Annotated in this window: 28 protein-coding genes; 19 read left to right on the forward strand and 9 right to left on the reverse strand. The window is 63.3% G+C overall.

From position 1 onward, the window contains the following. Positions 1-288: 288 nt before the first annotated feature. Together AC3WJE_RS17225 and AC3WJE_RS17230 are read right to left on the reverse strand one after the other, a co-directional pair. A complete protein-coding gene (locus AC3WJE_RS17225; RefSeq protein ID WP_493732046.1) occupies positions 289-924 on the reverse strand; it encodes a response regulator transcription factor in 636 nt (211 codons plus the stop codon). Continuing rightward, positions 921-2024, reverse strand: coding sequence for a sensor histidine kinase (locus AC3WJE_RS17230; protein WP_493732047.1), 1104 nt, complete (start codon positions 2022-2024; stop codon positions 921-923). Before AC3WJE_RS17230 ends, AC3WJE_RS17225 begins: the two co-directional genes overlap by 4 nt. A gap of 149 nt (positions 2025-2173) precedes the next feature. On the opposite strand from AC3WJE_RS17230, the gene AC3WJE_RS17235 reads away from it, so the two are divergent. The 5 genes from AC3WJE_RS17235 to lldD all read left to right on the forward strand — a co-directional run bounded on the left by AC3WJE_RS17235 (position 2174) and on the right by lldD (position 7048). Continuing rightward, positions 2174-2593, forward strand: a complete 420-nt coding sequence (locus tag AC3WJE_RS17235; RefSeq protein ID WP_493732048.1) for a DUF2141 domain-containing protein — start codon at positions 2174-2176, stop codon at positions 2591-2593. Between the two features lie 13 nt (positions 2594-2606). Beyond that, positions 2607-4121, forward strand: coding sequence for a carotenoid oxygenase family protein (locus tag AC3WJE_RS17240; protein ID WP_493732049.1), 1515 nt, complete (start codon positions 2607-2609; stop codon positions 4119-4121). A gap of 14 nt (positions 4122-4135) precedes the next feature. After that, positions 4136-4711, forward strand: a complete 576-nt coding sequence (locus tag AC3WJE_RS17245; protein ID WP_493732050.1) for a methyltransferase family protein — start codon at positions 4136-4138, stop codon at positions 4709-4711. Beyond that, on the forward strand, positions 4711-5166 hold the full coding sequence (locus tag AC3WJE_RS17250; RefSeq protein ID WP_493732051.1) for a DUF2214 family protein: 456 nt from the start codon (positions 4711-4713) through the stop codon (positions 5164-5166). The genes AC3WJE_RS17245 and AC3WJE_RS17250 overlap by 1 nt, the downstream gene beginning before the upstream one ends. Positions 5167-5887: 721 nt before the next feature. Next, positions 5888-7048, forward strand: coding sequence for an FMN-dependent L-lactate dehydrogenase LldD (gene lldD, locus AC3WJE_RS17255; RefSeq protein ID WP_493732052.1), 1161 nt, complete (start codon positions 5888-5890; stop codon positions 7046-7048). A 109-nt stretch (positions 7049-7157) separates the two neighbouring features. Here lldD and AC3WJE_RS17260 read toward each other — a convergent pair whose 3' ends face one another. After that, on the reverse strand, positions 7158-7553 hold the full coding sequence (locus AC3WJE_RS17260; protein WP_493732053.1) for a hypothetical protein: 396 nt from the start codon (positions 7551-7553) through the stop codon (positions 7158-7160). Positions 7554-7698: 145 nt separating this feature from the next. Here AC3WJE_RS17260 and AC3WJE_RS17265 point away from each other — a divergent pair, with 145 nt between their 5' ends. Next, complete coding sequence (locus tag AC3WJE_RS17265) at positions 7699-7920, forward strand: hypothetical protein (protein ID WP_493732054.1); 222 nt, start codon at positions 7699-7701, stop codon at positions 7918-7920. A gap of 129 nt (positions 7921-8049) precedes the next feature. On the opposite strand, the gene AC3WJE_RS17270 is transcribed toward AC3WJE_RS17265, so the two are convergent. Further along, positions 8050-8457, reverse strand: a complete 408-nt coding sequence (locus AC3WJE_RS17270; RefSeq protein WP_493732055.1) for a flagellar basal body L-ring protein FlgH — start codon at positions 8455-8457, stop codon at positions 8050-8052. 467 nt (positions 8458-8924) lie between these two features. Then, a complete protein-coding gene (locus AC3WJE_RS17275) occupies positions 8925-11051 on the reverse strand; it encodes a TonB-dependent receptor family protein (RefSeq protein ID WP_493732056.1) in 2127 nt (708 codons plus the stop codon). A gap of 162 nt (positions 11052-11213) precedes the next feature. On the opposite strand from AC3WJE_RS17275, the gene AC3WJE_RS17280 reads away from it, so the two are divergent. Beyond that, positions 11214-12416: an amino acid aminotransferase gene (locus AC3WJE_RS17280; RefSeq protein ID WP_493732057.1), complete on the forward strand. Its 1203-nt coding sequence runs from the start codon at positions 11214-11216 to the stop codon at positions 12414-12416. Between the two features lie 58 nt (positions 12417-12474). Here AC3WJE_RS17280 and AC3WJE_RS17285 read toward each other — a convergent pair whose 3' ends face one another. From AC3WJE_RS17285 to AC3WJE_RS17300, 4 genes are read right to left on the reverse strand one after another with little or no spacing between them, the layout of a single operon-like run. Beyond that, the gene (locus tag AC3WJE_RS17285; RefSeq protein ID WP_493732058.1) at positions 12475-13551 is read right to left on the reverse strand and encodes a sulfotransferase; all 1077 of its coding nucleotides are present in this window, start codon (positions 13549-13551) and stop codon (positions 12475-12477) included. Beyond that, on the reverse strand, positions 13538-13921 hold the full coding sequence (locus AC3WJE_RS17290) for a hypothetical protein (RefSeq protein ID WP_493732059.1): 384 nt from the start codon (positions 13919-13921) through the stop codon (positions 13538-13540). The genes AC3WJE_RS17285 and AC3WJE_RS17290 overlap by 14 nt, the downstream gene beginning before the upstream one ends. Before the next feature lie 3 nt (positions 13922-13924). Next, a complete protein-coding gene (locus tag AC3WJE_RS17295; RefSeq protein WP_493732060.1) occupies positions 13925-14200 on the reverse strand; it encodes a hypothetical protein in 276 nt (91 codons plus the stop codon). Further along, entirely contained in the window at positions 14191-15573 is a 1383-nt protein-coding gene (locus tag AC3WJE_RS17300) for an arylsulfotransferase family protein (RefSeq protein WP_493732061.1), read from the reverse strand. The genes AC3WJE_RS17295 and AC3WJE_RS17300 overlap by 10 nt, the downstream gene beginning before the upstream one ends. A gap of 518 nt (positions 15574-16091) precedes the next feature. On the opposite strand from AC3WJE_RS17300, the gene AC3WJE_RS17305 reads away from it, so the two are divergent. From AC3WJE_RS17305 to AC3WJE_RS17360, 12 genes are all read left to right on the forward strand, one after another. Then, a complete protein-coding gene (locus AC3WJE_RS17305; protein ID WP_493732062.1) occupies positions 16092-17102 on the forward strand; it encodes a class 1 fructose-bisphosphatase in 1011 nt (336 codons plus the stop codon). A gap of 235 nt (positions 17103-17337) precedes the next feature. Next, a complete protein-coding gene (locus AC3WJE_RS17310) occupies positions 17338-17994 on the forward strand; it encodes a hypothetical protein (RefSeq protein WP_493732063.1) in 657 nt (218 codons plus the stop codon). A 77-nt stretch (positions 17995-18071) separates the two neighbouring features. Beyond that, complete coding sequence (locus AC3WJE_RS17315; RefSeq protein WP_493732064.1) at positions 18072-18374, forward strand: toxin-antitoxin system YwqK family antitoxin; 303 nt, start codon at positions 18072-18074, stop codon at positions 18372-18374. A gap of 807 nt (positions 18375-19181) precedes the next feature. After that, on the forward strand, positions 19182-19535 hold the full coding sequence (locus tag AC3WJE_RS17320) for a DUF2185 domain-containing protein (protein ID WP_493732065.1): 354 nt from the start codon (positions 19182-19184) through the stop codon (positions 19533-19535). A gap of 57 nt (positions 19536-19592) precedes the next feature. Next, the gene (locus tag AC3WJE_RS17325) at positions 19593-19940 is read left to right on the forward strand and encodes a DUF6794 domain-containing protein (RefSeq protein ID WP_493732066.1); all 348 of its coding nucleotides are present in this window, start codon (positions 19593-19595) and stop codon (positions 19938-19940) included. A 45-nt stretch (positions 19941-19985) separates the two neighbouring features. Further along, positions 19986-20489: a YcxB family protein gene (locus tag AC3WJE_RS17330; RefSeq protein ID WP_493732067.1), complete on the forward strand. Its 504-nt coding sequence runs from the start codon at positions 19986-19988 to the stop codon at positions 20487-20489. A gap of 61 nt (positions 20490-20550) precedes the next feature. After that, positions 20551-20808: a hypothetical protein gene (locus tag AC3WJE_RS17335; protein ID WP_493732068.1), complete on the forward strand. Its 258-nt coding sequence runs from the start codon at positions 20551-20553 to the stop codon at positions 20806-20808. Positions 20809-20930: 122 nt separating this feature from the next. After that, a complete protein-coding gene (locus AC3WJE_RS17340; RefSeq protein ID WP_493732069.1) occupies positions 20931-21665 on the forward strand; it encodes a hypothetical protein in 735 nt (244 codons plus the stop codon). 69 nt (positions 21666-21734) lie between these two features. Continuing rightward, positions 21735-22202 (forward strand): hypothetical protein, encoded by a 468-nt coding sequence (locus tag AC3WJE_RS17345; RefSeq protein WP_493732070.1) that lies wholly within the window; start codon positions 21735-21737, stop codon positions 22200-22202. Positions 22203-22336: 134 nt separating this feature from the next. Then, positions 22337-22771: a hypothetical protein gene (locus tag AC3WJE_RS17350; RefSeq protein ID WP_493732071.1), complete on the forward strand. Its 435-nt coding sequence runs from the start codon at positions 22337-22339 to the stop codon at positions 22769-22771. Positions 22772-22851: 80 nt separating this feature from the next. Further along, the gene (locus AC3WJE_RS17355; protein ID WP_493732072.1) at positions 22852-23253 is read left to right on the forward strand and encodes a hypothetical protein; all 402 of its coding nucleotides are present in this window, start codon (positions 22852-22854) and stop codon (positions 23251-23253) included. A gap of 45 nt (positions 23254-23298) precedes the next feature. Further along, positions 23299-23913, forward strand: coding sequence for an isochorismatase family protein (locus AC3WJE_RS17360; protein ID WP_493732073.1), 615 nt, complete (start codon positions 23299-23301; stop codon positions 23911-23913). Positions 23914-23980: the final 67 nt, after the last annotated feature.

Below are 23980 nucleotides of genomic sequence, written 5' to 3' on the forward strand. Positions count from 1 at the left end.
CTGGTGATCCTCAATGCCCGCGCTCGTGATGCCTGGGCCGGCACACCTGCGCTTGGGTAAACAAGACAGTTGCTACAAGGTCATTGCCACCTGTACGAACGTCCATGGATCCCCGCTTCCGCGGGGATGACGGTAGAGAGATCGCGAGGAAGTCGCTGGATCCCCGCCTACGCGGGGACGACGGTGGAGAGATCGCGCAAGTCGCCCCAGATCCCACCAAATCAACTCTTCGACTACGAAACCCCCTAGCCAACACAACAGCAAGCGACCCCAAACAAACAACAACCATCAAATCACCCGCAACGTAATCGCCTTCAACACCGCCCGCGTACGATCCCGCGTCCCCAACTTCTCCAGAATCGTAGAAACATAGTTCTTCACCGTCCCCTCGGCCAGAAACAACGTCCGCGCGATCTCCTTGTTCGAATAACCCCCCGCCAACAACCGCAGGATCGCCACCTCCTTATCGCTGAAGGTGTCACGCGGCGCATCCTGATCGCGGTACTGATAGCGCGATCGCACCGGATCGGTACTGACCGGCTGCAACAGCGTTTCGCCGGCCGCCACGCGCACGATCGCCTCATGCAGATCCTCGGGCGCGGCATCCTTGAGCAGAAACCCCTGTGCACCCGCCTCGATCGCACGCAGCAGCAGATCACTGTCGTCGAACGTGGTCAGCAGCAGCACCGGGGTATGGTCGCCGCGCGCGCGCAACGCCTGCAACGCAGCGATGCCGTCCATGCCGGGCATGCGGATGTCACTGAGCACCACGTCCACCGGCGTGGTCTGCAATCCCGCCAACAACGCCTCGCCGTCATCGGCCTCGAAGGCAACCTGGACACCCAGGGTCTGCAGCAACGCGCGCAAGCCGGCACGGATCAGCACCTGGTCATCGGCAAGCGCGATGGTCGGTGCGGAGTTCATGCAGGAAGCCTCGCGGAAAGACACAAACCACCTTGTGCGGTACGACCGAGTTCGAGCCGTCCATGCAGCGCGGCCATGCGCTCGCGCATGCCAGCGATACCGTTGCCCTCGCGGATCGTGGCAACGGCACGACCATCGTCCTCGATGTCGATGCGCAACTGGCCATCCCCGATGCCGATGCGGACCCGCACCTGCGCGGCATCCGCATGCCGCGCGGCGTTGGTCAACGCCTCCTGCACCAGCCTCAGCACCGCCTCGGCGATGGCGGGATCGTTGACGTGCACCTGCGGCGCGATCTCCAGTTGCAGGCGCGGACGCGGGAATGGTGCGGCCAGCGCGCGCAATGCGGTTTCCAGATCGAGTCCGCGGTCGTCGCGCAGCGATTGCACGACGCGGCGGATGTCGGCCAGCAGCTCGGCCGACAGGCCTTCGGCCGCGACGATCTCGGTACGGCCCGCCAGTTGCGGATCGGCGGCGAGCAGGCGCAGGTTGATCCGCATCGCGGTGAGCTTGTGCCCGGCCACATCGTGCAGCTCACGCGCCAGCCGCAGGCGCTCGGCATCACGCGCGCTGTCGGCCAGCAGCGCGCGGGTGGCGAGCAAGTCGGCGTTGACGCGCGCAAGCGTGTCGCGAGCGCGGTTGGCGCTGGCGGCATAGTAGGCGGTGAGCGCGGCGAACGCCTCGAAGCTGGCGTAGATCACCACGATCAACCACGCGCGATTGAAGTCGGCATCAGCAAGTACGGCATACATACCCGCGTTGAGCACCAGCGCGAACAACAGCACGGCCCAGCGTGGCCAGCACATCGCCACCTGCGCGACCACCACCACCAACAACACCGGCGCGGTACCGATATGCGGTTCCAGCCAGATCAGCACCAGCGCCGCCGCGCCCTGCACTACCAGAGCAAGATGCCGCAGTCCCCAACACGGCGGCAACATGTCGTGGACGATAAACAGCAGCGTGAATACACCCAGCCACCACCAGTGAACCAAGCTGTGCGGAGGTGCTTCGATAGCAAACGACAACGCCACCGCGCCGACCGTAAACAGGCCAGCCACGTTCATCGGTTCAAGTAGTTCGCGCAGGACACGGGACATGCGGCGATGCTGACCGGATGTTGGCCGCACGGCAATGGGAAAGCGCAAGAAAGTGACTTCTGGCAGGTCGGATCGATGACCGGCGGCAGCTGATCCACGCGTGGAGGAACGCAAGACTGGCGTCACCCAACCACCGTAAGGACACCGCCATGACCACCCACCTGTCGCTGCTCGCCCTGCTTGCCTTCGCCGCGCTGCCTTCTGCGCAAGCCGCCGACCTCACTATCGACCTGCGTGATGTCCGCGTGCAAACCGGTCAAATTCACGTCGCGCTGATCGACTCCGCGCCGGCCTGGGACAACAAGGCCGCGCCTGCGCGTGTCGCCAGCACGGTACCGTCCGGCGACAGCGCTCATGTCGTGTTCCGCGACCTGCCCGCTGGAGACTATGCAGTGCGGGTGATGCACGACGAAAACGACAACGGCAAGCTCGACACCAACATGCTCGGCATGCCGCTGGAGAGCTACGGCTTCAGCAACAATCCCAATGTGATGCGCAAGCCGACGTTCGATGAGGCGCGCTTCGCACTTCCAGACGATGGCACCACCATCACGATCGCGCTGCGCTGAGCAGGAGATCACCATGGATCGTCGTCGTTTCCTGCACTCTCTATTGGCCGGCAGTGCCGGATTGGCCATCGGCAGTACGTTGTTGCGCAGTGCACCCGCGCATGCCGGTGATGCCGCCACCTTCGCGGCCGGCCTGCGCGAGCATCCGTGGTTGATCGGCTGGCGCAGTGTGGTCAGCGCGACCCTGGGACCGGCAACGGTGCCGCTACAAGGCCGCCTGCCAGCCGGTTTCGCCGGCACGTTGTATCGCAATGGCCCTGCGCTGACCGAGCGTGCCGGCTTTCGCTACGACCATTGGTTCGACGGCGATGGCATGGTGCACCGCTGGGGTTTCAACGGCGATGGCACGCTGACCCACCGCGCGCGCATGGTCGCCACACCGAAGTTCGCACGCGAGCAGAAGGCCGGACGTTTCCTGTATCCGGCCGCCGGCACGCGGGTGCCGGACATGCAGCCAATCCGCAACAACGACGATGCCAACGTCGCCAACACCTCGGTGATGATGCTCAACGGACGCTTGTTCGCACTATCCGAGGCCGGCTCTGCGTTCGAACTGGATCCCGATCAGCTCGACACGCTCGGTGCAGTGAGCTGGCGTCCGGATCTGACAGCAGTACCGTTCTCGGCGCACCCGCTGGTGGATCGCGACGGCAGCGTGTGGAACTTCGGCTCGATCGGCCTGATGGGCGGCACCGGTCTGATGATCTGGCAACTTGGCGCGGACGCCACCTTGTGCCAGGCACAGGTGCTGGATACGCCGGTGCAAGGCTATTTGCATAGCTTTGCGATGACCGACCGTCATCTGGTATTCGTGCTACTGCCATTTCGTTACGCCGGCAGTGGTGCGTTCTTCGAACGCCTGCGCTTCACTCCGGATGCACCATGCCGGATTGCGGTGGTCCCCAAAGATGCCCTGGACGCGCCGCGCTGGTTCGAAGCCGACTTCGCTGCGGTCTACCACTTTGCCGATGCTTACGAGCGCGGTGGCGAGATCGTGGTCCGCGCCGTGCAACACCCCGACATCGACGAGGCACGCTCTCCGATGCGCGCGGCGATGCATGGCAGCGGCGATGCCCACAACTCACAGGCAAGTGTACGCACGCTGCACCTGGATTTGCGCAACGGCGCGGCACGTTGGCGCGAGCACGACGTGGCCGGCATCGAGTTCCCGCTGTTCGATTCACGCACGCCGGGTGATCGTGGCGCACGCCTGTACGCGCCTTGTCTCGAAGGTCACCACGACGCGCCGTACTTCAACGCGGTGGCTGCCTACGATCTGGAGCGGGGGCGCCGGCAGATACATCGCTACGGCGACGACGTCATGGTCGAGGAGCATGTCTTCGTACCCCGACCGGGCAGCCACCGTCCCGACGACGGTTGGTTGGTCGGCACCCTGCTGGACGTGCCGCGCCAGCGCAGCGGCATTGCCGTGCTCGATGCCCAGCATCTCGACGACGGCCCGCTAGCAACCGCTTGGTTACCGTATGCGGCACCGCTCGGTTTCCACGGCCATTTCACCATCGCCTGATCTACGGAGCCCTTATGTCCACGCTCTCATCCGACACCCCATTCATGCTGCTCTGCCTCGCCTGGGCCAGCTACGAAATGCTGATCAGCCATCGCCGTCGCGCCGCCGACGGGGGTGCGCGTGATCAGGGCACGCTGAAGTTGCTGTGGCGCGTGCTGTACGGCGCGATTGCGCTGGGTGTGGCTGCTGCGTTCGTCGGCCTGGGGCGCTTCCCCGCGGACCTGCTTGAGCCGCTGCGCTGGGTCGGTTGCGCACTGATCGCCGGCGGGCTGGGATTCCGGCTGTGGGCGATCCGCGTGCTGGATCGCTGGTTCACCGTCGACGTCACCATCCAGCACGATCAGGAACTGGTGGAGCGCGGCCCGTATCGCCGGCTGTGTCATCCGTCCTACACCGGCGCGCTGCTGGCGTTCTGCGGGCTGGCGCTGGGGCTGGGCAACGCTTTGTCGGTGCTGTTGATCGTGCCGGCGGTGATCTGGGCCTTCCTGCGCCGCATCCGCGTCGAGGAAGCGGCGCTGCGCGAGGCTTTCGGGCCGCGCTATGACGCCTATGTCGCAAAACGCTGGCGACTGCTGCCGGGGGTGTGGTGATGGTCCGGTTCGATCCGCTGCTGGCCTGCCTGCACCATCTCGCCTTTCTGCTGCTGATCGGCTGTCTGGTGGCGCAGTGGACGCTGTTGCGGGTGCCGCCGCGTGGCGAGCTGTTGACCCGGCTCGGGCGCATCGATGCTGCGTATGGTCTGTCCGCCCTGGCGGTGTTGGCGATCGGCGCGCTGCGCGTGATGTACGGCCTCAAGGGCAGCGGTTTCTATCTGCACAATCCGTGGTTCTGGACCAAGTTGGGGGTGTTCGCAGCGATCGGTCTGGTGTCGATCTATCCGACCGTGGCGGTGTTGCGCTGGCGGCGGCTGCAGCGGCTCAGTCCGGGTTTTGCGCCTGAGCCGGAGGAGGTGGTGCCGGTGCGGCGTTGTGTGGGGGTGGAGTTGGGGTTGTTGCCGTTGTTGTTCGTTGCTGCTGCGTTGATGGCGCGTTATGGGTTGTTTTGATGGGTGGGGTTGAGGCTTCGCTGCTTTCGCAGGCTCTCTCTACCGTCGTCCCCGCGCAGGCGGGGACCCAGTGTCTTGTGCGCCATCTCTCTACCGTCCTCTGCCATCTCTCTATCGTCATCCCCGCGAAGCGCTTTTCAGCAGCCGAAACGCTTCACAACAGCCGAATGGCTGGTAATGGCTGATCAAGCGGGGATCCATGGACGTTGCTTCTTGAGCTTGACGTTGCAGTGACGGCAAAGGCAACAGCAACTTCAACAGCAAAGGCTTTCGCTCCTTCGGAGCGAGTTACCTTTCTTTGCTCGTGCAAAGAAACGTAACCCAAAGAAACACGCCCCAGTCCTCGCGCCCTCCGCTGCGCTACGGGTGCACTGCGCCAGCGGGATTTTCTGACGCGGCATCCATGCCGCGGCAGAAAACGACGTGCATCCATGCACGTCGCCCTTCGGGTTATTCCCGCTGGCTCCGTCGCTGCGGATGGGGGCCCCGGGTAAGTCAAAGTCCAAGGCAACAGCAACAGCAACAGCAACAGCAAGATCACGAGCAACGGCAACAGCAACGGCAAACTCACCGGCGCGTCCGGGCCACCGCGGCCGTGTTTCAACTGGCCCCTCTGGCAAGCTTGCAGGCAATCCACGACACTCATTCGCCTTATGCGCGCTCAAGCAGAACCGGGCGTGTCGTGCGCGGCCTCGCGCTTTCCTCCTTCGACCATCCGTCCATGATCATCTCTGCCTCCACCGACTATCGTGCCGCTGCCGAGCGCCGGTTGCCGCCGTTCCTGTTCCACTACATCGACGGTGGGGCCTACGCCGAGCACACATTGCGCCGCAATGTCTCGGATCTGGCCGACATCGCACTGCGCCAGCGCGTGCTGCGCAACATGTCCGATCTTTCGCTGCAGACCGAGCTGTTCGGGGAGACGCTGGCGATGCCGGTGGCGCTGGCGCCGGTCGGGTTGACCGGGATGTATGCGCGGCGTGGCGAGGTGCAGGCGGCCAGGGCGGCGGCGAACAAGGGCATTCCGTTCACGATGTCGACCGTGTCGGTGTGCCCGATCGAGGAAGTCGCGCCGGCGATCAAGCGGCCGATGTGGTTCCAGCTGTACGTGCTCAAGGATCGCGGCTTCATGCAGAACGCGCTGGAGCGCGCACAGGCCGCGGGCGTCACCACGCTGGTGTTCACCGTGGACATGCCCACGCCGGGCGCGCGCTACCGCGATGCGCACTCGGGCATGAGCGGCCCCAACGCGTCGCTGCGGCGGATGCTGCAGGCGGTGACGCACCCGCACTGGGCGTGGGATGTGGGCCTGCATGGGCGTCCGCACGATCTGGGCAACATCTCGAAGTATCGCGGTCATCCCACCGGGCTGGCCGATTACATCGGCTGGCTCGGCAGCAATTTCGATCCATCGATCTCGTGGAAGGATCTGGAATGGATCCGCGCGTTCTGGAAGGGCCCGATGGTGATCAAGGGCATCCTCGATCCGGACGATGCGAAGGATGCGGTGCGCTTCGGTGCCGACGGTATCGTCGTCTCCAACCACGGCGGACGCCAGCTCGACGGCGTGCTGTCCACCGCGCGCGCGTTGCCGGCGATCGCCGATGCGGTGAAGGGCGAGCTGAAGATCCTGGCCGATTCGGGCATCCGTACCGGCCTGGATGTAGTGCGGATGATCGCGCTGGGTGCCGACGCCGTGCTGCTCGGCCGCGCCTTCGTCTACGCTCTGGCCGCCGCCGGGCAGGGCGGGGTGGAGAACCTGCTGGGGTTGATCGAAAAGGAAATGCGCGTGGCGATGACGCTGACCGGCGCCAAATCCATCGCCGGGATCACCAGTGAATTGCTTGCAACAGTGACTCGCGAATCGGTCGTGTCGCCATAGTCCGCCGCGATTTGTATGTAGGAGCGGCTTTAGCCGCGATGAGGCGTTACCGGTAAAGCCTCATCGCGGCTGAAGCCGCTCCTACGATGGCTCCGAGCAAGCCGAACCGTCAGTGCGCAGCCTCATGCACCGCCGCGACCGGGATGTGATCCAGCGCCAGCCAGGCGTCCTCGACCACCGGGCGGGCACGCCGCCAGCTCAGCCGCGAGGAGCCGCGCATGCGCTCCCACTGCGCGGCCAGTTCGTCCTCCACACCCTCATCCGGCGCGCGCGGCCAGTCGGCGGCGTGGGTGAGCAGGGCGAAGGCGTAGGCCGGATACAGGTCGCGCCAGCTGGGCCCGCCACGCCGGCGGCGGCGCTGGTAGTCGGCCAGGCTGTAGTAGCGATAGTCCTGGGCCACACCGCCCGGCTCGGGCTGCGGCAAGCCGCCGGCCGGCGCACCGCGCGGTGACGGTTCGAGCTGGGCAAAGAGGCGACGGTCGGGACGACGTTCGAAGATGCGCATGGCGCGGCCCCGGGCATCGGCTGGAGGGGCGCCCAGCTGTAACGCCGCCGCCGTTAGCAGGACGTGACAGGAGCCGCAGGAAATTGCCGCGGCGTTCACCGCGTTGGCGGTGGACTGCACTCCCGTTGCCGCATCGAGAACGCCCATGTCACGCGACCCGCTCCGCGAACGCCCCCGGATCCCCGGCGAACAACGCGGCAAGCACGACAGCCAGGAAACCGAAGACCGCGGCGCCGGGAGGCGTCCCGATGCCACGCTCTCCGGCGACGACGAGCGGCCCTCGTGCCTGCCCGGCCTGGCGCCGGTCGGCACCGGCGACCACCTGCCGGTTCCGGTGGACGGCAGGGATCCCGCAAGCCGGCCATGAGCCGCGATTGCACGGTTCCATCCAATCGAATGACCCCGTAGAGCCGAGCTTGCTCGGCTGAAGCCTCACCGGTAAACGCCCCGCCGAGCAAACTCGGCGCTACATGGCCCGGCTCACTGCACGATCGCATTAGGACCCGCCGTTACCCCCACCCCGGAAAAACCGCGCCAGTTCGGCGACCTCGGGCGGGCGCACACCACTGCCGCCGTAATAGCTGAGCCGCGCCTCGGCGACATGGTTGGAGAGCACCGCGCCGTCGCCGTTGATGTCGTGCGGATCGACGATGCCATCGAGCTGCACGTAGCCGGCGTTGTCGCCGGGTAGCACCTTCTGCCCACGTACCAGCAGGCGGCCGTCGTACATCTGCCGGATCACCGTGGCGGACATGCCACCACCGCCTCGTCGCAGCCACCCGGTAAGCGGGTTGTCGAGCACGCCGTCGCGCTTGCTCACATCGGCCAGGCCGTAGGTCTGCACCGGTGCGGCATCCTCGAACTCCACCCGCAGCAATCGACCGACTTCTTGGCCATTGCTCACGTCCGTTCCCGGCGCGGTGGCAGGCACCGGTTTCGGCGCGTACGCGACGGCGTCCGATGATGGCGGCTTGTTCTGTCGACGCCTTTCCTGCATCTCCCCCATCTGCTCCCGCACGCGCAGCGATCCCATGTACATGGAATAGCAACCGCTCAACGGAGCGATCAGCAACAAACCCAGCAGCAGTCTGGAAGCCTTCATCGAACCTGGATGGCGAGGAGGAACCCGCCGTCGCCGGCCAGCAGGTCAGGCGCCATGGCCTGTCCACTGAGCATCAGCAACGGAGCGAAGCCCAGTCTCCCGGACCAGGCACGCATGATTCTTGCCAGCCTGCTTCGCCCCGGTTTGTCGGTGCTGTCAAACGACGACATGCAGCACCAACCGTTACATCCCACCGGTGCCGCACCTTCGGGAGATCGTGCGGGCGATCGAGGGCGCCCGCCCATGTTCCGGCAGGTCCGGTCAGCGACTCAGCCGCCGAACTCCCATTGCAAGCCAACGGTATAGCCACGCGACGGGCCGGGTTCGTAGTAACGGCCGTTGCCGTCGTTGACGATCACCGAGCCGATGTAATCACGGTCCAGCACGTTGTCGATGCGGGCGAAGGCACGCAGCGTGCCGTGCGCAGTACTCCAGCGTCGCGCCGCTTCCAGGTTGACCAGTCCGTATCCTGGCGCGGATGCCGTGGCCAGATCGTTGACCACGGTGTTCCCCGACGCCACGCCTTCCACCGCGAACTGCCACGCCGCCGGCTGCCACTGCCAGCGCGCGAACAGCTGCTGACGCGGCACGCCCGGCAGCCGCGACCCGGCCGCGACCAGCGCGTTCGGCGTGGCGCAACCGGTGCTGGCGCAGACCAGATAGCCATCGCGCACGGTCGCATCGAGGAAGGTGTAGGCCAGTTGCAGTTGCTGAGTGCGACCGATCGGCTGCTGGAAGTCCAGCTCCACGCCCTGGCGACGGGTGCGGCCGATGTTGCGATAGGTGCTGCGTCCGTTGGTGTTGCTGGCCACCGCCAGTTCGTCGTCGGTATCGGTGCGGAACAGCGCCAGATCCAGCCGCGCGCCGGCCTGGCTCCGCCATTTCGTGCCGACTTCGTAATTGCGGCTCTTCGCCGCCGACAGGTTCAGCGCCAGCCCGGCACCGCCATCGTTGCGATAGCCCAGCTCGTTGAAGGTCGGGGTCTCGAAACCGCGCCCCGCCGAGGCGTACACGCGCAGATCCTCGCTGGCCTTGAACACCACGCCCGCCACCGGCGTGGTCGCCGAATAATCGCGACTGCCGCTGTCATCCGGATTGGTCGCGGTGATGTAGTAATCCACCGAGCGGAAACGCACCTCGCTGTGGCGCGCGCCAAGCAGCGCCGACCAGCGATCGCTCCATTGCCACCAGGCCTGCGCGAACTGATCGACGTTCTCGACCGTGTCGTACTGGTCGCGGCGCAGCGCGCCCTTCACCCCGAGCGTGTTGCCGATGGAGTTCTCGTAGCCGGTGCGCTGCTGACGCTGGCGATCGACATTCGCGCCGGCCGTCACTTCCAGCGGCCGCCCAAGCAGATCCGCATGCCAGGCCCAGCGCGCATCGGCGCCGCCGAAGTTGCCATCCAGATCGATCACACCGCCGGCATGCAGCGGATTGGCCTGCGTCGCCTTCGGAATGGCCTGGTACTGCTCGACCGCGCGCTGCCCGGCATAGGCCATCAACCGCAGCGTCTGCGTATCGAATTGCTGGGTGAACACCGCGCCGGCCTGCGACTGCCGCACCGATTTGCGGGTGTCGTACTGATAGGCCACCGAAGTCGCCTGCTGTGGATCGGCCTTCACCTGCGCCCAGGTCAGGCCGAGCGGATCCTGCGCGTTGGGCGCATTGAGATAGTTGAACACCAGATCGAGCCGGCTGCGCTCGGCCAGATCGATGCCGAACTTGGCGTTGAGCGAATCGCGCCTGGCCCGGCTGTGATCGCGCCAGCCCTCGGTCTCGAAATGATTGGCGGCCACGTTGTAGTGCACCGGGCCCTGCTGCCCGAGCAACTGCGCGCCGGTGCTGGAGGTGCCATACGAGCCATAGGTCGTGCGCACCCGCCACGGATCACCGGCCTGCCCGTCGGCACTCCACAGCTGCACCACGCCGCCGGAGGAATTGCCGTACAGCGCCGAGAACGGCCCGCGCAGCACCTCGACACGATCGGCACCGAGCAGGTTGAACTGCGACAGCTGGCCCTGGCCGTCCGGCATCGTCGCCGGCACGCCGTCCATGTACAGGCGCACGCCACGCACGCCGAAGGTCGAACGCGCACCGAAACCGCGGATCGACAGCTGGGTGTCCTGCGCATAGTTCTGGCGATCGCGCGCGACCACGCCGGGAATGCCGGCGAGCACCTCGGAAACCTGCGCACCGCGGCTGTTCAGGTCGCGACCGACGGCGACGCTGGTCAGCGAGGCCGGCAGATCGAAATCGTCGACATCCTGCACGCGCGCCGCTTCGACCTGCACGGCGGGGAGGGAAGGGGTCCGATCGTCCTGCGCCTGCGCGCGGACACTCGGGGCGAGGCCGGCGGCCAGCAGGCCGCCCAGCAACGTGGGGAAAGAGCATCGCATCGCCGGATTGTCCCCCAACCGGCGTCACAACCGCACCGTTTCTGATGAAACGCCTTGTCACGCATGGAGGGAGCGCCTGCTACGATGGGCTGCTCCGCGGCGGCGCCAGGCCACCGCGAGCCTCCGGCAACACCCCACCTCCGCTTCCCAACGAGTACCGCCGTGTCCTTCTTTGCAAACGTGGAACAGGTCCCAGGTGACCCGATCCTGGGCCTGACCGAGGCCTACAACGCCGACAGCCGCACCAACAAGGTCAACCTGGGCGTAGGCATCTATTACGACGAAAACGGCCGCATCCCGCTGCTGCGTTCCGTCTACCAGATCGAACAGCAGCTCGCAGCGGAAGCCAAACCGCGCGGCTACCTGCCGATCGACGGCCTGGCGGCCTATGACAAAGCTACCCAGCAGCTGCTGTTCGGCGCCGATTCGGCGCTGCTGGACGCCGGCCGCGTCGCCACCGCGCAGACCGTGGGCGGCTCGGGCGCGCTGCGCGTCGGTGCCGACCTGTTGAAGAAGCTGCTGTCGACCTCCACCATCGCCATCTCCAACCCGAGCTGGGAGAACCACCGCGCGGTGTTCTCGGCCGCCGGCTTCGAGGTGGTGGAGTACACCTATTTCGACCCGACCACGCACGGCCTGAACTTCGAAGGCATGGTCGCCGACCTGCACAAGCTGGCCCCGGGCACCGTGGTGCTGCTGCACGCCTGCTGCCACAACCCGACCGGTGCCGACCTGACCCAGGCGCAGTGGAAGCAGGTGGCCGAGGTGCTCAAGGAGCGCCAGCTGTTCCCGTTCGTCGACATCGCCTACCAGGGCTTCGACAAGGGCATCGCCGAGGACGCCTACGCGGTGCGTCTGCTGGCCGAGGCCGGCATCGACAGCTACGTGGTCGCCAGCTCCTACTCCAAGTCGTTCTCGCTGTATGGCGAGCGCGTCGGCGCCCTGTCGGTGGTCGCCCCGAACGCCACTGACGCCAAGGCCGTGCTGTCGCAGATCAAGCGCATCATCCGCACGATCTACTCCAGCCCGTCCACGCACGGCGCGCAGCTGGTCGCCGGCGTCCTGACCAGCACCGAGCTGCGCCAGACCTGGGAGCAGGAACTGACCGAAATGCGTGAGCGCATCCACGCGTTGCGTGCCGGCCTGGTCGCCAAGCTGGCCGAACAGGGCGCGCCGGAGTTCAGCTTCATCCAGCAGCAGGCAGGCATGTTCTCGTACTCGGGCCTGACCAAGCCGCAGGTGGACCGCCTGCGCGAGGAGTTCGCGATCTACGCCGTCGGCAGCGGTCGCATCTGCGTGGCTGCGTTGAACCAGAACAACCTGGAGTACGTGGCGAAAGCCGTGGCGACGGTCAGCCGCGGCTGATCGCAACGCGGTCCAACGGCAGGCCGGGAGCGCTCACGCCTCCCGGCCTGTTTCGTTTTCAGGCTGCGGAAGCCGCTGCCGTCTCCAGCACCTCGTATGTCGCCAGCGCACGCCGGCGCAACCGCGCATGCACCTCGCAAGCCTGCTCGTACAGTCGCGGGTCCACCACTCCTGGCACGCGTGTCGGCGCCAGCTGGAACCGTTCGAAGCCGATCGGCACATCCAATTGCAGATAGCGTCCCAACTGCTCGGCCTGACGCCGGCTGTCCACCGGCAGGCGCTCGTATTCGACGAACAGCTGACGCCGCGCCACTGCCTCGGGCTGTTCGAGCAGATGGCTGTAGACGCTGGTCCACAGTTGCAGCCAGTAATCCAGGCCATCGCGATCGGCCTCGGCCGACGGCGCTCCCGGCAGCAGGAACGGGCGCTGCCCGGCGCCGAACTCGTGATGCCCCAGCCAATGCATGAAACGTGCGCGAAAGCGGTCCTGCGCCGCCAGCGCACAGGCACGCCGGTGCTGGTCGCGCAGCGAGGCCGCCTGCTGCAATGGGTCGCGGAACGGGTGCAGCAGCCGGGCATCCGGGAAGGCCTGCACCAGCGCCGGCAACCGCAGCAGGTTGTTGTTGTTCTTGGACAGGTAGCGCGGCTTGCCGTAACGCAACAGCACCAGCCGCACGTAGTCGCAGAAATCCTCGACGCTCTCCGGCTGTGGCGGGACCGGCGCCAGGCCACGCGCCAGGCGATAGCGCGGGCCTTCCTTGCCCAGCCAGAACACCTCCTCGATCGCCTCGGGACTGTCCAGATCGTGGGTCAGCCCATCGCCGTGGCCGCGTTCGCGTGCCGGCAACGCGCGCCGGCTGCCGGCGCTGCTGCGCGACCAGGCATTGGGGGCCAGCGGGAATGGCAGGTCGCGGTAGGACAACGCCGCGAAGCGGCCGGTCCCGTGCAGGACCCGCATCAGGATGGTGGTACCGGCACGCGCCAGGCCGGTCACGAATACCGGTGCCGGCGCCGGCAGTTCGGCGGCCGCCTTGCCGTGCAGCGCCCGTTCGATATCGAAAGACACCTCCAGCAGCGGCCGGAAACCGAGCGCCACCCGGTGCAGCAGCCGATCGGCGCGACTATAGGCGGACACGTCGGACAACCCTGCGTCGCAGCGCGCCATACGCCAGCACCATCAACAAGATCACCCCCCGTCCACGCGGATCGACGAATGCCGCGCGCGTGCCCAATCCCAGCAACGGATCCAGCGCGAGCACCAGCACCAGCGGCGCAGCCACCAGCGCGATCAGCGCGCCGGCGTGCAGCGATTGCGCGCCCAGCCGGCGCGCCAGGATTCCGCTCGCGCGTTCCTTGCTCCAGTCCGAGACCCGTTTGCGCGACAACAGCCGCAATGCGCGCTGGCCGTACTCGCCCAACCGGGCGAAACACGGCAGCAGGGTCGAGCGACGCGCGATCTCCAGCGCCGCCACGATGGCCAGCAACAACAGCGAGCCGCCGAGCATGTCTCAGTCCGACTCGCGTTCCGGCGCTGGCTCGTCGTTCGCGTCAGCCAGCGGCTTCGGCGCGACCGGCTTCCTGGCACGCAGGCGGCGCAGCATCCGCTTGAACGGATACCAGATCACCGAAATCACACCCAGCAGGATCGCTCCGACCGTGCCCAGCGCCGCGCCGATCGCGCCCAGGCCCAGGCCCGGTCCCAGGTAGGCCTGCGCGGCCGCCGGTGCACCGGAAAGGGCGAGTACGCCCAGGAACATCGCAACGTGATGGCCGGTCAATCGCATTTCGCATTCTCCGCGGCCTCGATGGCCTTCTGGTTCTGTCGTGGGTCCAGGTAACGGCTCCAGCGCAGCTGGAACCGCTCCATTCGGCTGTCGGCCGAGATGTAGCGCCAACGCAGCGTTCCGTCGGCCGCCAGGCGCATCAGACGGCCGGGTTCGGTTTCTTCGATCATGAAATCGCCACCGGGCAACGGCGTGGCCCGGCCCTGCGCACGGGTGAGGATGTGCTCACGTGCGAACGCGCCTGCAAGCGGCTCGTTGACCTGGCCACTGTCGAAGTCATAGACCAGCAGGCGATTACCACCATCGACCTCGCCCTCCGGCGCGGCGAAGCGCCAGTGGTTGTCGAACACCGAGATGCGGTGGTCGTCGAGGATCTCCACATCGTGCTGCGCCGACCACGGCGCGATCTTCCACCACAGCACCTTGCCGGTGGAGGGCCGGTAGAGCATCAGCATCGACAGGTTGCGCAGGCTCAGCAGCAGATCGCCGCGCTGCCAGTGCGGCCCGGACACGAACACCGGCTGCACATCGTTGAGGTGGAACGGATCGTCGGTGTAGGGGCGGTTGCGCCACAGATAGCCGAGTCCATTGCGGTCCAGGATGTCGGCGATCCGGATCAGCTGCAGCAGCCGGCCATCGGTCGAAACCTGCGCCACCGCCTCGTCGTTGAACTTGTCGCTCACCTCCGGCATCGGCGAGCGCGGATAACGATACGCCGCCCACAAATCGCCGTCCGGCCCCGGCTCAAGCGAATGATGGAAGATGCCATCGATGGTCCACCGCACCTTGCCGCAGGCATCGATCCTGGTCAGCGGCGTGGTGTCATGGATCACCAGCCCGCCATCGGGCATCAGCAGCGGGTGCATCATCAGGTTGCGCGACTTGTCCTTGTCGCGCTTGAGGTCGATCAGCGCGGACTTGAAACGTGAGCGGGCATTGATGTCCTCGATGTCCGGGGCATAGCGATGCAGCAGCTTGCCGTCGCTCAAGCGCAGCAGGTGCACCTCGGCGCGGTTGTGCGCATCATCGAACGCGGTCAACAGCACGTAGCCGGGATCGGTGAACGCGGCGGCGGGATTGCGCCACAGCCCATCGGGCAGGCGCTCGTAGTTACCGTCGTACATCGACCTGAACTGCACCAGCGCAGAGCGGTTCTTCTTCATCTGCTTGAGCGTGTCGGGAATCTGCGCCAATGCGACCGCGATCCGCGCGCTGCGTTTCTTCGGATGCGGCTGACGGGCCAGCGACGCCCCCCATATCGCCACCACCAGTCCACCCAGCATCACCAGCACCAGCAGCCACAACGGCACCCGCGCAAAGGCGATACGCTCGCCGAGGCTGGGCGCCTGCTCCGCAGCGGGTGGCCTGTGCATCCTATCCATCACGGCCCGACCGCATGGGCGGTACTTCGCCGATGCCAGGTGCTGGAAGCAGGGTTGGATACTCGATGCATGCGGGACCGGCAGAAGGAAAGGAGGTCGGCAGGGCGTTTCCTGAAAGGCCCTCGCCCATCGGAGGCGGGTCGTCATTCCACGCCCCGCGTCCTGAACGCATTCGGTACCCGGGCAAGGCTTTCAGCCCGGTGTCCGCCGCATCCGATCCGCCGGATTGTCCCGTAGCAAAACTGTCACCTGATTCCAGCCAGCCCCACTTCAGCGGCAAATGTGCTCGCCACTGAAAAAATGAATGGGCGCCTGGCAACGCTTCGGCCGCCCACCCGCGCCGTGAATCACAGCAAACGGCGGCACTGCGCCCATGCGGTGCTTGACCGGGCTCGCATATGCCTGGGTTCGCAGGCATCGAAGCGCCGGACCGGGAAGTGTGTGATCGAAATATTGCGTTACAGCCGCGACAATAGCGGTCCACTTCCTACGCAAGGCCACCGCTCCTCATGTCGCGAACCTCGCTGACCCGCTTCCTGATCGAAGAACAACACGCCGGCCGCATCGACCCAGAACTGCGCCAGCTCATCAGCATCGTCGCCCGCGCCTGCAAGCGCATTTCCATCGCCGTGAGCAAGGGCGCCCTCGGCGATGTGCTCGGCGATGCCGGCACCGGCAACGTGCAGGGCGAAGCACAGAAGAAGCTCGACGTACTCAGCAACGACATCCTGATCGAAGCCAACGCCTGGGGCGGCCACCTCGCCGCCAGCGCCTCGGAAGAGATGGAACACAGCCAGCCGGTGCCCGACCAGTACCCGCGCGGCGACTTCCTGCTGCTGTTCGACCCTCTCGACGGCAGCTCCAACATCGACGTCAACGTCTCGGTAGGCACCATCTTCTCGGTACTGCGCGCCCCGCCCGGCACCGACAAGCCCGGCGATGAACACTTCCTGCAGCCGGGCACAAAGCAGGTCGCCGCCGGCTACTGCATCTACGGCCCCAGCACGATGCTGATCCTGACCCTCGGCCACGGCACCCACGCCTTCACGCTGGAGCGCGAGGAAGGCAGCTTCCTGCTCACCCAGGCTGACATGCGCGTGCCCGAGGACACCAAGGAATTCGCGATCAACATGTCCAACCAGCGCCACTGGGAAGCCCCGATGCAAGGCTACGTCGCCGACCTGCTGGCCGGCACCGAAGGCCCCCGCGGCAAGGACTTCAACATGCGCTGGATCGCCAGCATGGTCGCCGACGTGCACCGCATCCTCACCCGCGGCGGCATCTTCATCTACCCCTGGGACAAGAAGGACCCATCCAAGCCCGGCAAACTGCGCCTGATGTACGAAGCCAACCCGATGGGTTTCCTGGTCGAACAAGCCGGCGGCGCCGCGACCACCGGCCGCGAACGCATCCTCGAAATCCAGCCGACCGGACTGCATCAGCGTGTACCGGTATTCCTCGGTTCGAAGAATGAAGTGGCGGAAGCTACGCAGTATCACCTCGAACACGATCGCAAGTAGGACTGAGCCGCGTCTATCGGTTCGACAATCAGACGTTTCCTAGTTACACCCGCTCCCAAGCGGGTGTAACTATTACAGCCGCAGGAACGCGGTGTAACGCACGTATCCAACTCTTCGGCGACCGGCAGAGTTTCTCGATACATCAATCAGTTGCCAGCGATTGACGCAACGGCTGCGAGCGGCGAGCATCGCTTCAGGCCGCGATCGGGCGGTCCAATAGGCGTTAGGGCGCAGGATGACACTCACGCAATCCGAGCAACTGTTTGAGCAGTTCTGCGGCCAGCACCGTATCCGGTGTTGCCGGCTACCTACTGCAGACGCTCGCACACCGGACTACGCGATCTACCTGTCGCGCCGTAAAGTTGTCGTCGAGATCAAAGAAATTTCTCCCAACCGAGAGGAGCTGGAAGCTCAACGCCTAATTCGCTTAGGCCAGTTCGTTGTGGTCAGCTCCACTCCGGGCGATCGGGTGCGGAGCAAGATCAGCAAAGCGGTCCCACAACTAAAGGCCGCGACAAAAGGGCGGTTCTCTGGACTACTAGTCCTGCTTGACACAGGCTTTGCCGCAGAGCACACAAGCTCGTACAACATTCGTGTTGCTATGCATGGGTTTGAGACCCACCACCTTGGCGTACCCCAGAACCCGAGCCAGCCTGTGTATCTCAAAGACAAAGGTTTTGGCAGCGGAAGAAAGACCACTCCAAGTAACAATACTTCGCTCAGTGCTATTGCAGTGCTAAGTTCCCACGATGCCTTGCCCACTTTGCGGATCTACCACAATCCACATGCCAAAGTCCCGCTACCACTCGCGAGCTTTGGAAAGTATGGAGTTAAACAATATGGCCTGCAGCCTAAGTCTCCGGGTCAATTTCCGGATTGGCAGGAGCTGTGACTATATAGCTGCGCCCTGACAATTCATTCAAGCCGAACCCGCTTCACGGGTCAGCTTAATTCAGGCATTAGGCCGCTATGGCAGATCTCCACATTGCAGAGATTCCGCACCCATCTGGTGTAGTTCGCTTTCGGTACTCTCGCTACTTATCGGTCGATGGCTCAACTTGGGTACGTCACGGCCTGTTCTGTGCATATCACGAAGATGGCTCGATGGCATCCGAGGGTACATACGAGCACGGCAAAGTGCATGGACAATGGCGGGACTACCACGCTAGTGGGCAACTTGCCGCGGAAGGCTCTTATGCATATGGTGTTAAGACTGGCATTTGGCATTACTGGTCGGCAGATGGCTCATCTGAACAATCAGGTGCGGCCTAACAATTCATTCAAGTCGAATCCGCTTCGTGGGTCGGCTTAACTCAGGCGTTAGGGCGCGGACCATGGGTGTCGAGATCATCTTCCCAATTGCGTGGCTTATAAGCATCACGTCTATCATCTGGCTCGTGCTTCGATCACGTTCTGCGGCCACACGCGCATACGCACTTCCAACCCTCATCGGCGCCACTCTACTCGCCCTTCTTTGGGCGGCTCTTGACCATAAGGACGGCTACTTCTGGCACTACGCGTTAACTTGGTTTGCACCTATAGTTCTCGTTCTTGGTAGCCAAGCACATGCCATCAAGTACATGCTCGGCCGCGGCGCAACAGCAGCTGTGCCCTAACAATTCGTTCAAGCCGTCGCCGCTTCGCGGCGCGGTCTAATTCAGGCGCTTAACCTGTGAAGAACTATCGGGCGACTCACGACCCAAAAGTCTTCGACGCCTGGGCAGCACAGATTACCCAACGCAAGCAGGGCATCGGCAAGGCGCAGCTATTCTTGCTTCTCGCCTTAGTGCCGCTTGGCGCATGGATATTCTATGCCCCTAGTGCCACCACTGTTGGGCTCTTCTTTGGTGTTGGAGTCGCCCTTGTAATTACACAGCTCGTGGACAGGGGCACATTGCGTTGTCCCAACTGTCAACAATCACCAATCAGTGCCGTGCAGCGCGGAACGGCAGAGCATGCGGATTTCTGCGTTCATTGCCACTATTGGCTCAGAAGCCCGTACGGCAACCACCATGACGCACAGATCTAACAGTTCATTCAACTGCTTCGCGGCTCGACTTGACTAGGACGTTATGGCTCATGACCAAGCAGTTCCGGCTATCCAAGGATCAGATCAAGCCCTTGGCCGAGGGCTATGGCGGATGCATTGCCACGGACAGGATCACCGTTGATGGTTGTCCCGTTCGCTTCATGTATCGCCAGGCGCCAGACAGCGATATCGATAGTGGTTGGCGCTTTATGTCCGGCTTTGAGGATGACGCGTACATGGGCGACTCAAACAACCATGCAGTCTATGACGTCAATACCATCGCGAACTACGACCCGAGCATTGTCCCGTTTTTGGGCGCCCCGGAGGGCAGCGCGTTTGAGAAGACTCCGGAGTCGGAGCGATTCTTGGCAGTTACGGATTGGGCACCGGCAGATGAGCCCTGACAATTCATCCAAGCAGAACCCGCTTCGCGGGCCGGCTTGATTCAGGCGTTAGCCCTCATGAAGAAACTACTTCTGCTCTTGGTTCTTCTTTCCTCCGCTGGTCCACTTTTGGCGGAAGACGGGCCGGATTTGGGCCCTGAGACCTGGCCCACCACAGTTCAAGCGGCCGTCGCGGACATCTTGCGCTCGCTGTCTGAGGAGGATAAGGCCATTCTGCGCAAGACCGAGAAGGACGACCTGATCATGTTCCACCGCGGCTGGGGCATGGGCATCCGCAACCACTATGGGCTCTGGCGTGGGAACAGCAAACTCATCGAGTCGGCCTGCGGCAAGGGCTGTCATCCCGATGATGCATCCATGGCGATTATTGAGGCGGTTTGGACAGCCCTGCAGCATGAGGGCTAACAATTCTTCAGGCCGATGCCGCTTCGCGGCACGACTTAGGTGCCAATGGATACATCACTGCCAATTGAAGCCAGGTTCTCGCTCACCTATGCGGAGCGGCCTCGGGCCGCCTGGCTGCTGACACTCGGTTCGCCCGTTGCCCTGTTCTGGCTCAGCTTCTTTCCTGTTTTCGGCATCGTGTTGCTCCTGCTTGGTGTGCCAGCAGCTGACAACCCCATCATGGGCTGGTTCGCGCTGCTTGGGTGCTTTGGCTTTGTCCCGTTTATGTTTCTCGTCAACACCTTCAATGCGCACCGGGCTGATCGTGCTCGCGGCCCATACGCGTACCAGTTCGACGCTGATGGGTTGCAGGTCCTCGGTTCCACCTCTGAACTGAAGCAGAGCTGGGCCGCGATTCTGCGGGTGCGGGAGCAGCAGGGCATTCTTTTCCTGTACTTCAACAAACGCTGTGCTCATTGCGTCTCTGTTCGAGCCTTGAGCAATCCTCCGCTTGCAAGATCAATCGAGCGGCTGGCTTCTTCGGGAGGGGTTCCACGTGTTGGCACCTGACAATTCATTCAAACCAAAGCCGCTCCACGGATTGGCTTGATTCCGACGTCAAGCGGCAATGATGAGCAACCTACAGTCCATTCTTCTGGAAGCAAAGGCAGACCTCGCGCCATGGCAGCGCATACCCAAAACAAAGTGGCGGGAGATTGCAGCTCAATGTGGTCCCGAGGAAGTTCAGGAGATCCATGCCCGGATTGCGGCGCTAAAGGCAGAGGCGCTCGCCGTTGAAGATTGGGATGGCGAAACCCAGGATGACATCAATATGACCATCGCCTTCTTCAACGGGCTGCTCCAACTTGCCAGCGACACTCGCTCGTGAAGCGTGTCGGTATGCTGCCTAGGAATCCACTCACGCCGAACCCGCTTCACAGCTCGACTTAATCAAGATGTCAGGCCTCGTGAACAAGAACCCCAAGCCCGTGCATCCACCTGACCCATCCCATGAAATGGCACTCGATCGCGTCGCCCCATGGCTGGACGTGGAGGATCTCCGTTGCCTGGCGTCCCATTGCACCTGCAACAACTTCACCCCAGATGAGATCAGGGAACATTGCGGGCGTGCTCGGTTTCGTGCAAACACTGCTCTTCACAAAGCAGGCCTCAAGGACATTCCCGGCGATGGCACTGATACCTGACAATTCATTCAAGGCGACGCTGCTTCGCAATGCGGTTTGCCGCATGAACGGCTTTCGCTCGTTACTGATGCTATTCGCGATTTTCACCAGTACCGCCAGCGCGCATCAGGACAGGATACTGACAATCCGCTCGAATGGATCAATCCCGGAGATTCCAGCTCCGTTGGGACCCGTTTCGCTCAAGGTTTCCGGGCTTGGCACCTCCACGCTCAGTGTCCAGTTTCGATCCGGGGTACACCTCAATGATCTTCCTAACTGTGTCACTCGCTTAATCCGCTCAACGCGCCAAAGCGATATTTTCGTCACCGGTTCTTGGTATCACGAAGAGTCCATCGTTCCATACTACATCAGCGTTCAGTTCGATGATCCTGGCCATACTGCAGGCCAGCCATACAACTCAGGTATCAATATCCTATTCAACTTGCGCACTGCCGATGTCATCGAGATAGGAAGGTTCACGGCTGACCGTTCCGGCACTGGCATGCGACATGTCATCCTTGATCTTCCCAAGGACTGCACGTTTCTCCCACATACGGCCTGACAATTCATTCAAACCGATGCCGCTTCGCGGACCAGCTTGACTCAGGTGCCGGACCTGCATGGAGATCATATGGACGAATTAGAGATTCAAGCGCTTGTCAGCGCGCTGGACACTTCCAGGTCCGTCGACGAAGAGGCTGCCTGGCTCCAGTTGAAGGCACTCGGCGCCAACGTCGTGCCATACCTCGCAGCTTTCTATCCAAAAGCCAGGAAATGGCAAGGTCGAGCATCTTTAGTTTTTCATTCAGTTCGATACGCCAGAGTGTCAGAGGCCGCATTCCAACTGGGGGTTGCCGCACTTAATGACAAATCCACCATAGTTCGATACCGCGCCTGCAGCCTTTGCGCATACTCGCTTCGACAGGACGCAATGCCCATGCTGGCCGCGCTTTTGCACCACGACGATCCCAAGACCGTTGAAGACGCTCGGGCGGCAATTGACGCCATCCGTCACAAGAATCACCATTACTTCCATGACCGCACCCATTCCGGACGTTCGCAGTGGATCGTCAATGACCAGGATCGCGTGCAGGTCTGACAATTCATCAGGCCGAACCCGCTTCGCGGCTCGGATTGACTAATAAATTATTTACTACAGGGGATATTATGTTTGTCGGAAGATCAAAGATATTCGGCGTTACTGTCGTAGGCTTGCTCGTACTGAATATCTGCTTGACCAGCTGCCTCATCCTCCGACCTTATGATGCCGCTATTGGTGCACCTGCTTCGACCGCGAAAGTTGCAATTTCTGAGGCTGAGGCAAACGCCATGGCGGAAGAGATGGTGAAGCTGTACAACGCCAAGGACGATGCCGGGATGTACGACAAATTTGACAGCCTTGCCAAGGCTCAACTTACTCACGCCCAACTGGTTACTCAGCTCAACAAGCTCTATCCGCTTATGGGTGCCATTAGCGACCCTGCTTTCTCTAATGCGGTACTGGCGGGCAACGACGCAGGTCGTGACTACTACACGCTCAACTACAAAGTCAGATTGACCAACGGCACGTTCGACTCTGGGGACATGAAGCTTACGGTGACGCGTCGTGAAGATGGTTTGGGCCTGGTCGGATTCTTCATCAACGGCGCAAGTCATACGGATAGATGATGGTGCCTAACAATTCATTCAAGCCGACGCCGCTTCGCGAGCCGGCTTGGTTCAGACGTTAGCTGCTCAGGAGAGTACACATGGACCCGAAACTCCAGGAACTTGTCCGCCGCACCAATCTCGACGAGCTGATTCAGCCCGCTGCGCCCGAAATGGACTTGAACCAGCCTGTCGAGACCGCGCCATCGCCGAAGCTCGACGCAGCTCGTTCCACGGTTGACCCGCTTCAAATCCACTTTGCTACCGCTGACATAGCCGGAAAGCTGCAAGACTCCCGCACAAGCAGCAGAGTCAAGGCCTTCGCACTCGTCTTTCTCGGCGGGCCCATGATGATCTTCGGGCTCGGACTCATTGGCATGGCATGGTCCAACCCAGGGTTGGGAGTCATTCGCGTGCTGTTCGGCACGGTCCTTGGATTGGCCATGGCCGGATTCTGGCCGTATATGATCTTCGCCAACCGTCGTAAGAAGTCGCGGACCTGATTGAAGCGTCAGGCCGCACGAAGCCACATCGCGGCTGGCTCATCGATGACCCCACTTCTTATCCAGTTGGAAGAAAACGCGATGGCAACGGTACGTGAAGGCAACAGGTCCGTCATGCTCGTCGTAGACGTGCAGGTTGGTGTCATGAAAGAAGCCTGGCAGGCGCAGCGCATCATCAAGAACGTCTCACGCGCCGTCGAACGCGCACGAGCCGAAGCGGTACCGGTGATCTGGGTCCAGCACTCGAGCCAGGAACTTCCCACGGGTTCGGTTCAGTGGCAGTGGGTCCCAGAGCTCGTGCCCGCCGAGGGAGAGGTGTTGATACAGAAGAAGTACAACTCTTCGTTCGAGCGGACTTCCCTCGAATCCGAACTGGCCCGTCTTGGTGCCACCCACATCGTGCTCGCCGGCGCAGCAACCAACTGGTGCATTCGGGCCACCGCGTACGCGGCGCTGGATCGCGGATACGACCTTACGCTCGTCAAGGACGCACACACGACTGAGTCAATGCAACTTGACAGTGGGTTGATGATCGAGGCCGAGACTGTGATCCACGAACTCAACGTCGCCATGAAGTGGCTCGAGTATCCGGGCCTCAAGAACGGCACTGCCAGCGCAGACAACGTTGAGTTCACGGTGCCTGACAGCATCAGCAGGTAGGCAGCCACGGCAATTTCATGTTCCAAGTACGGCCCAACCCTCCCTTAGTCAGACCCCAGGCAGGTGG

The organism is Pseudomonas sp. GW821-FHT07E12 (genome assembly GCF_058986605.1).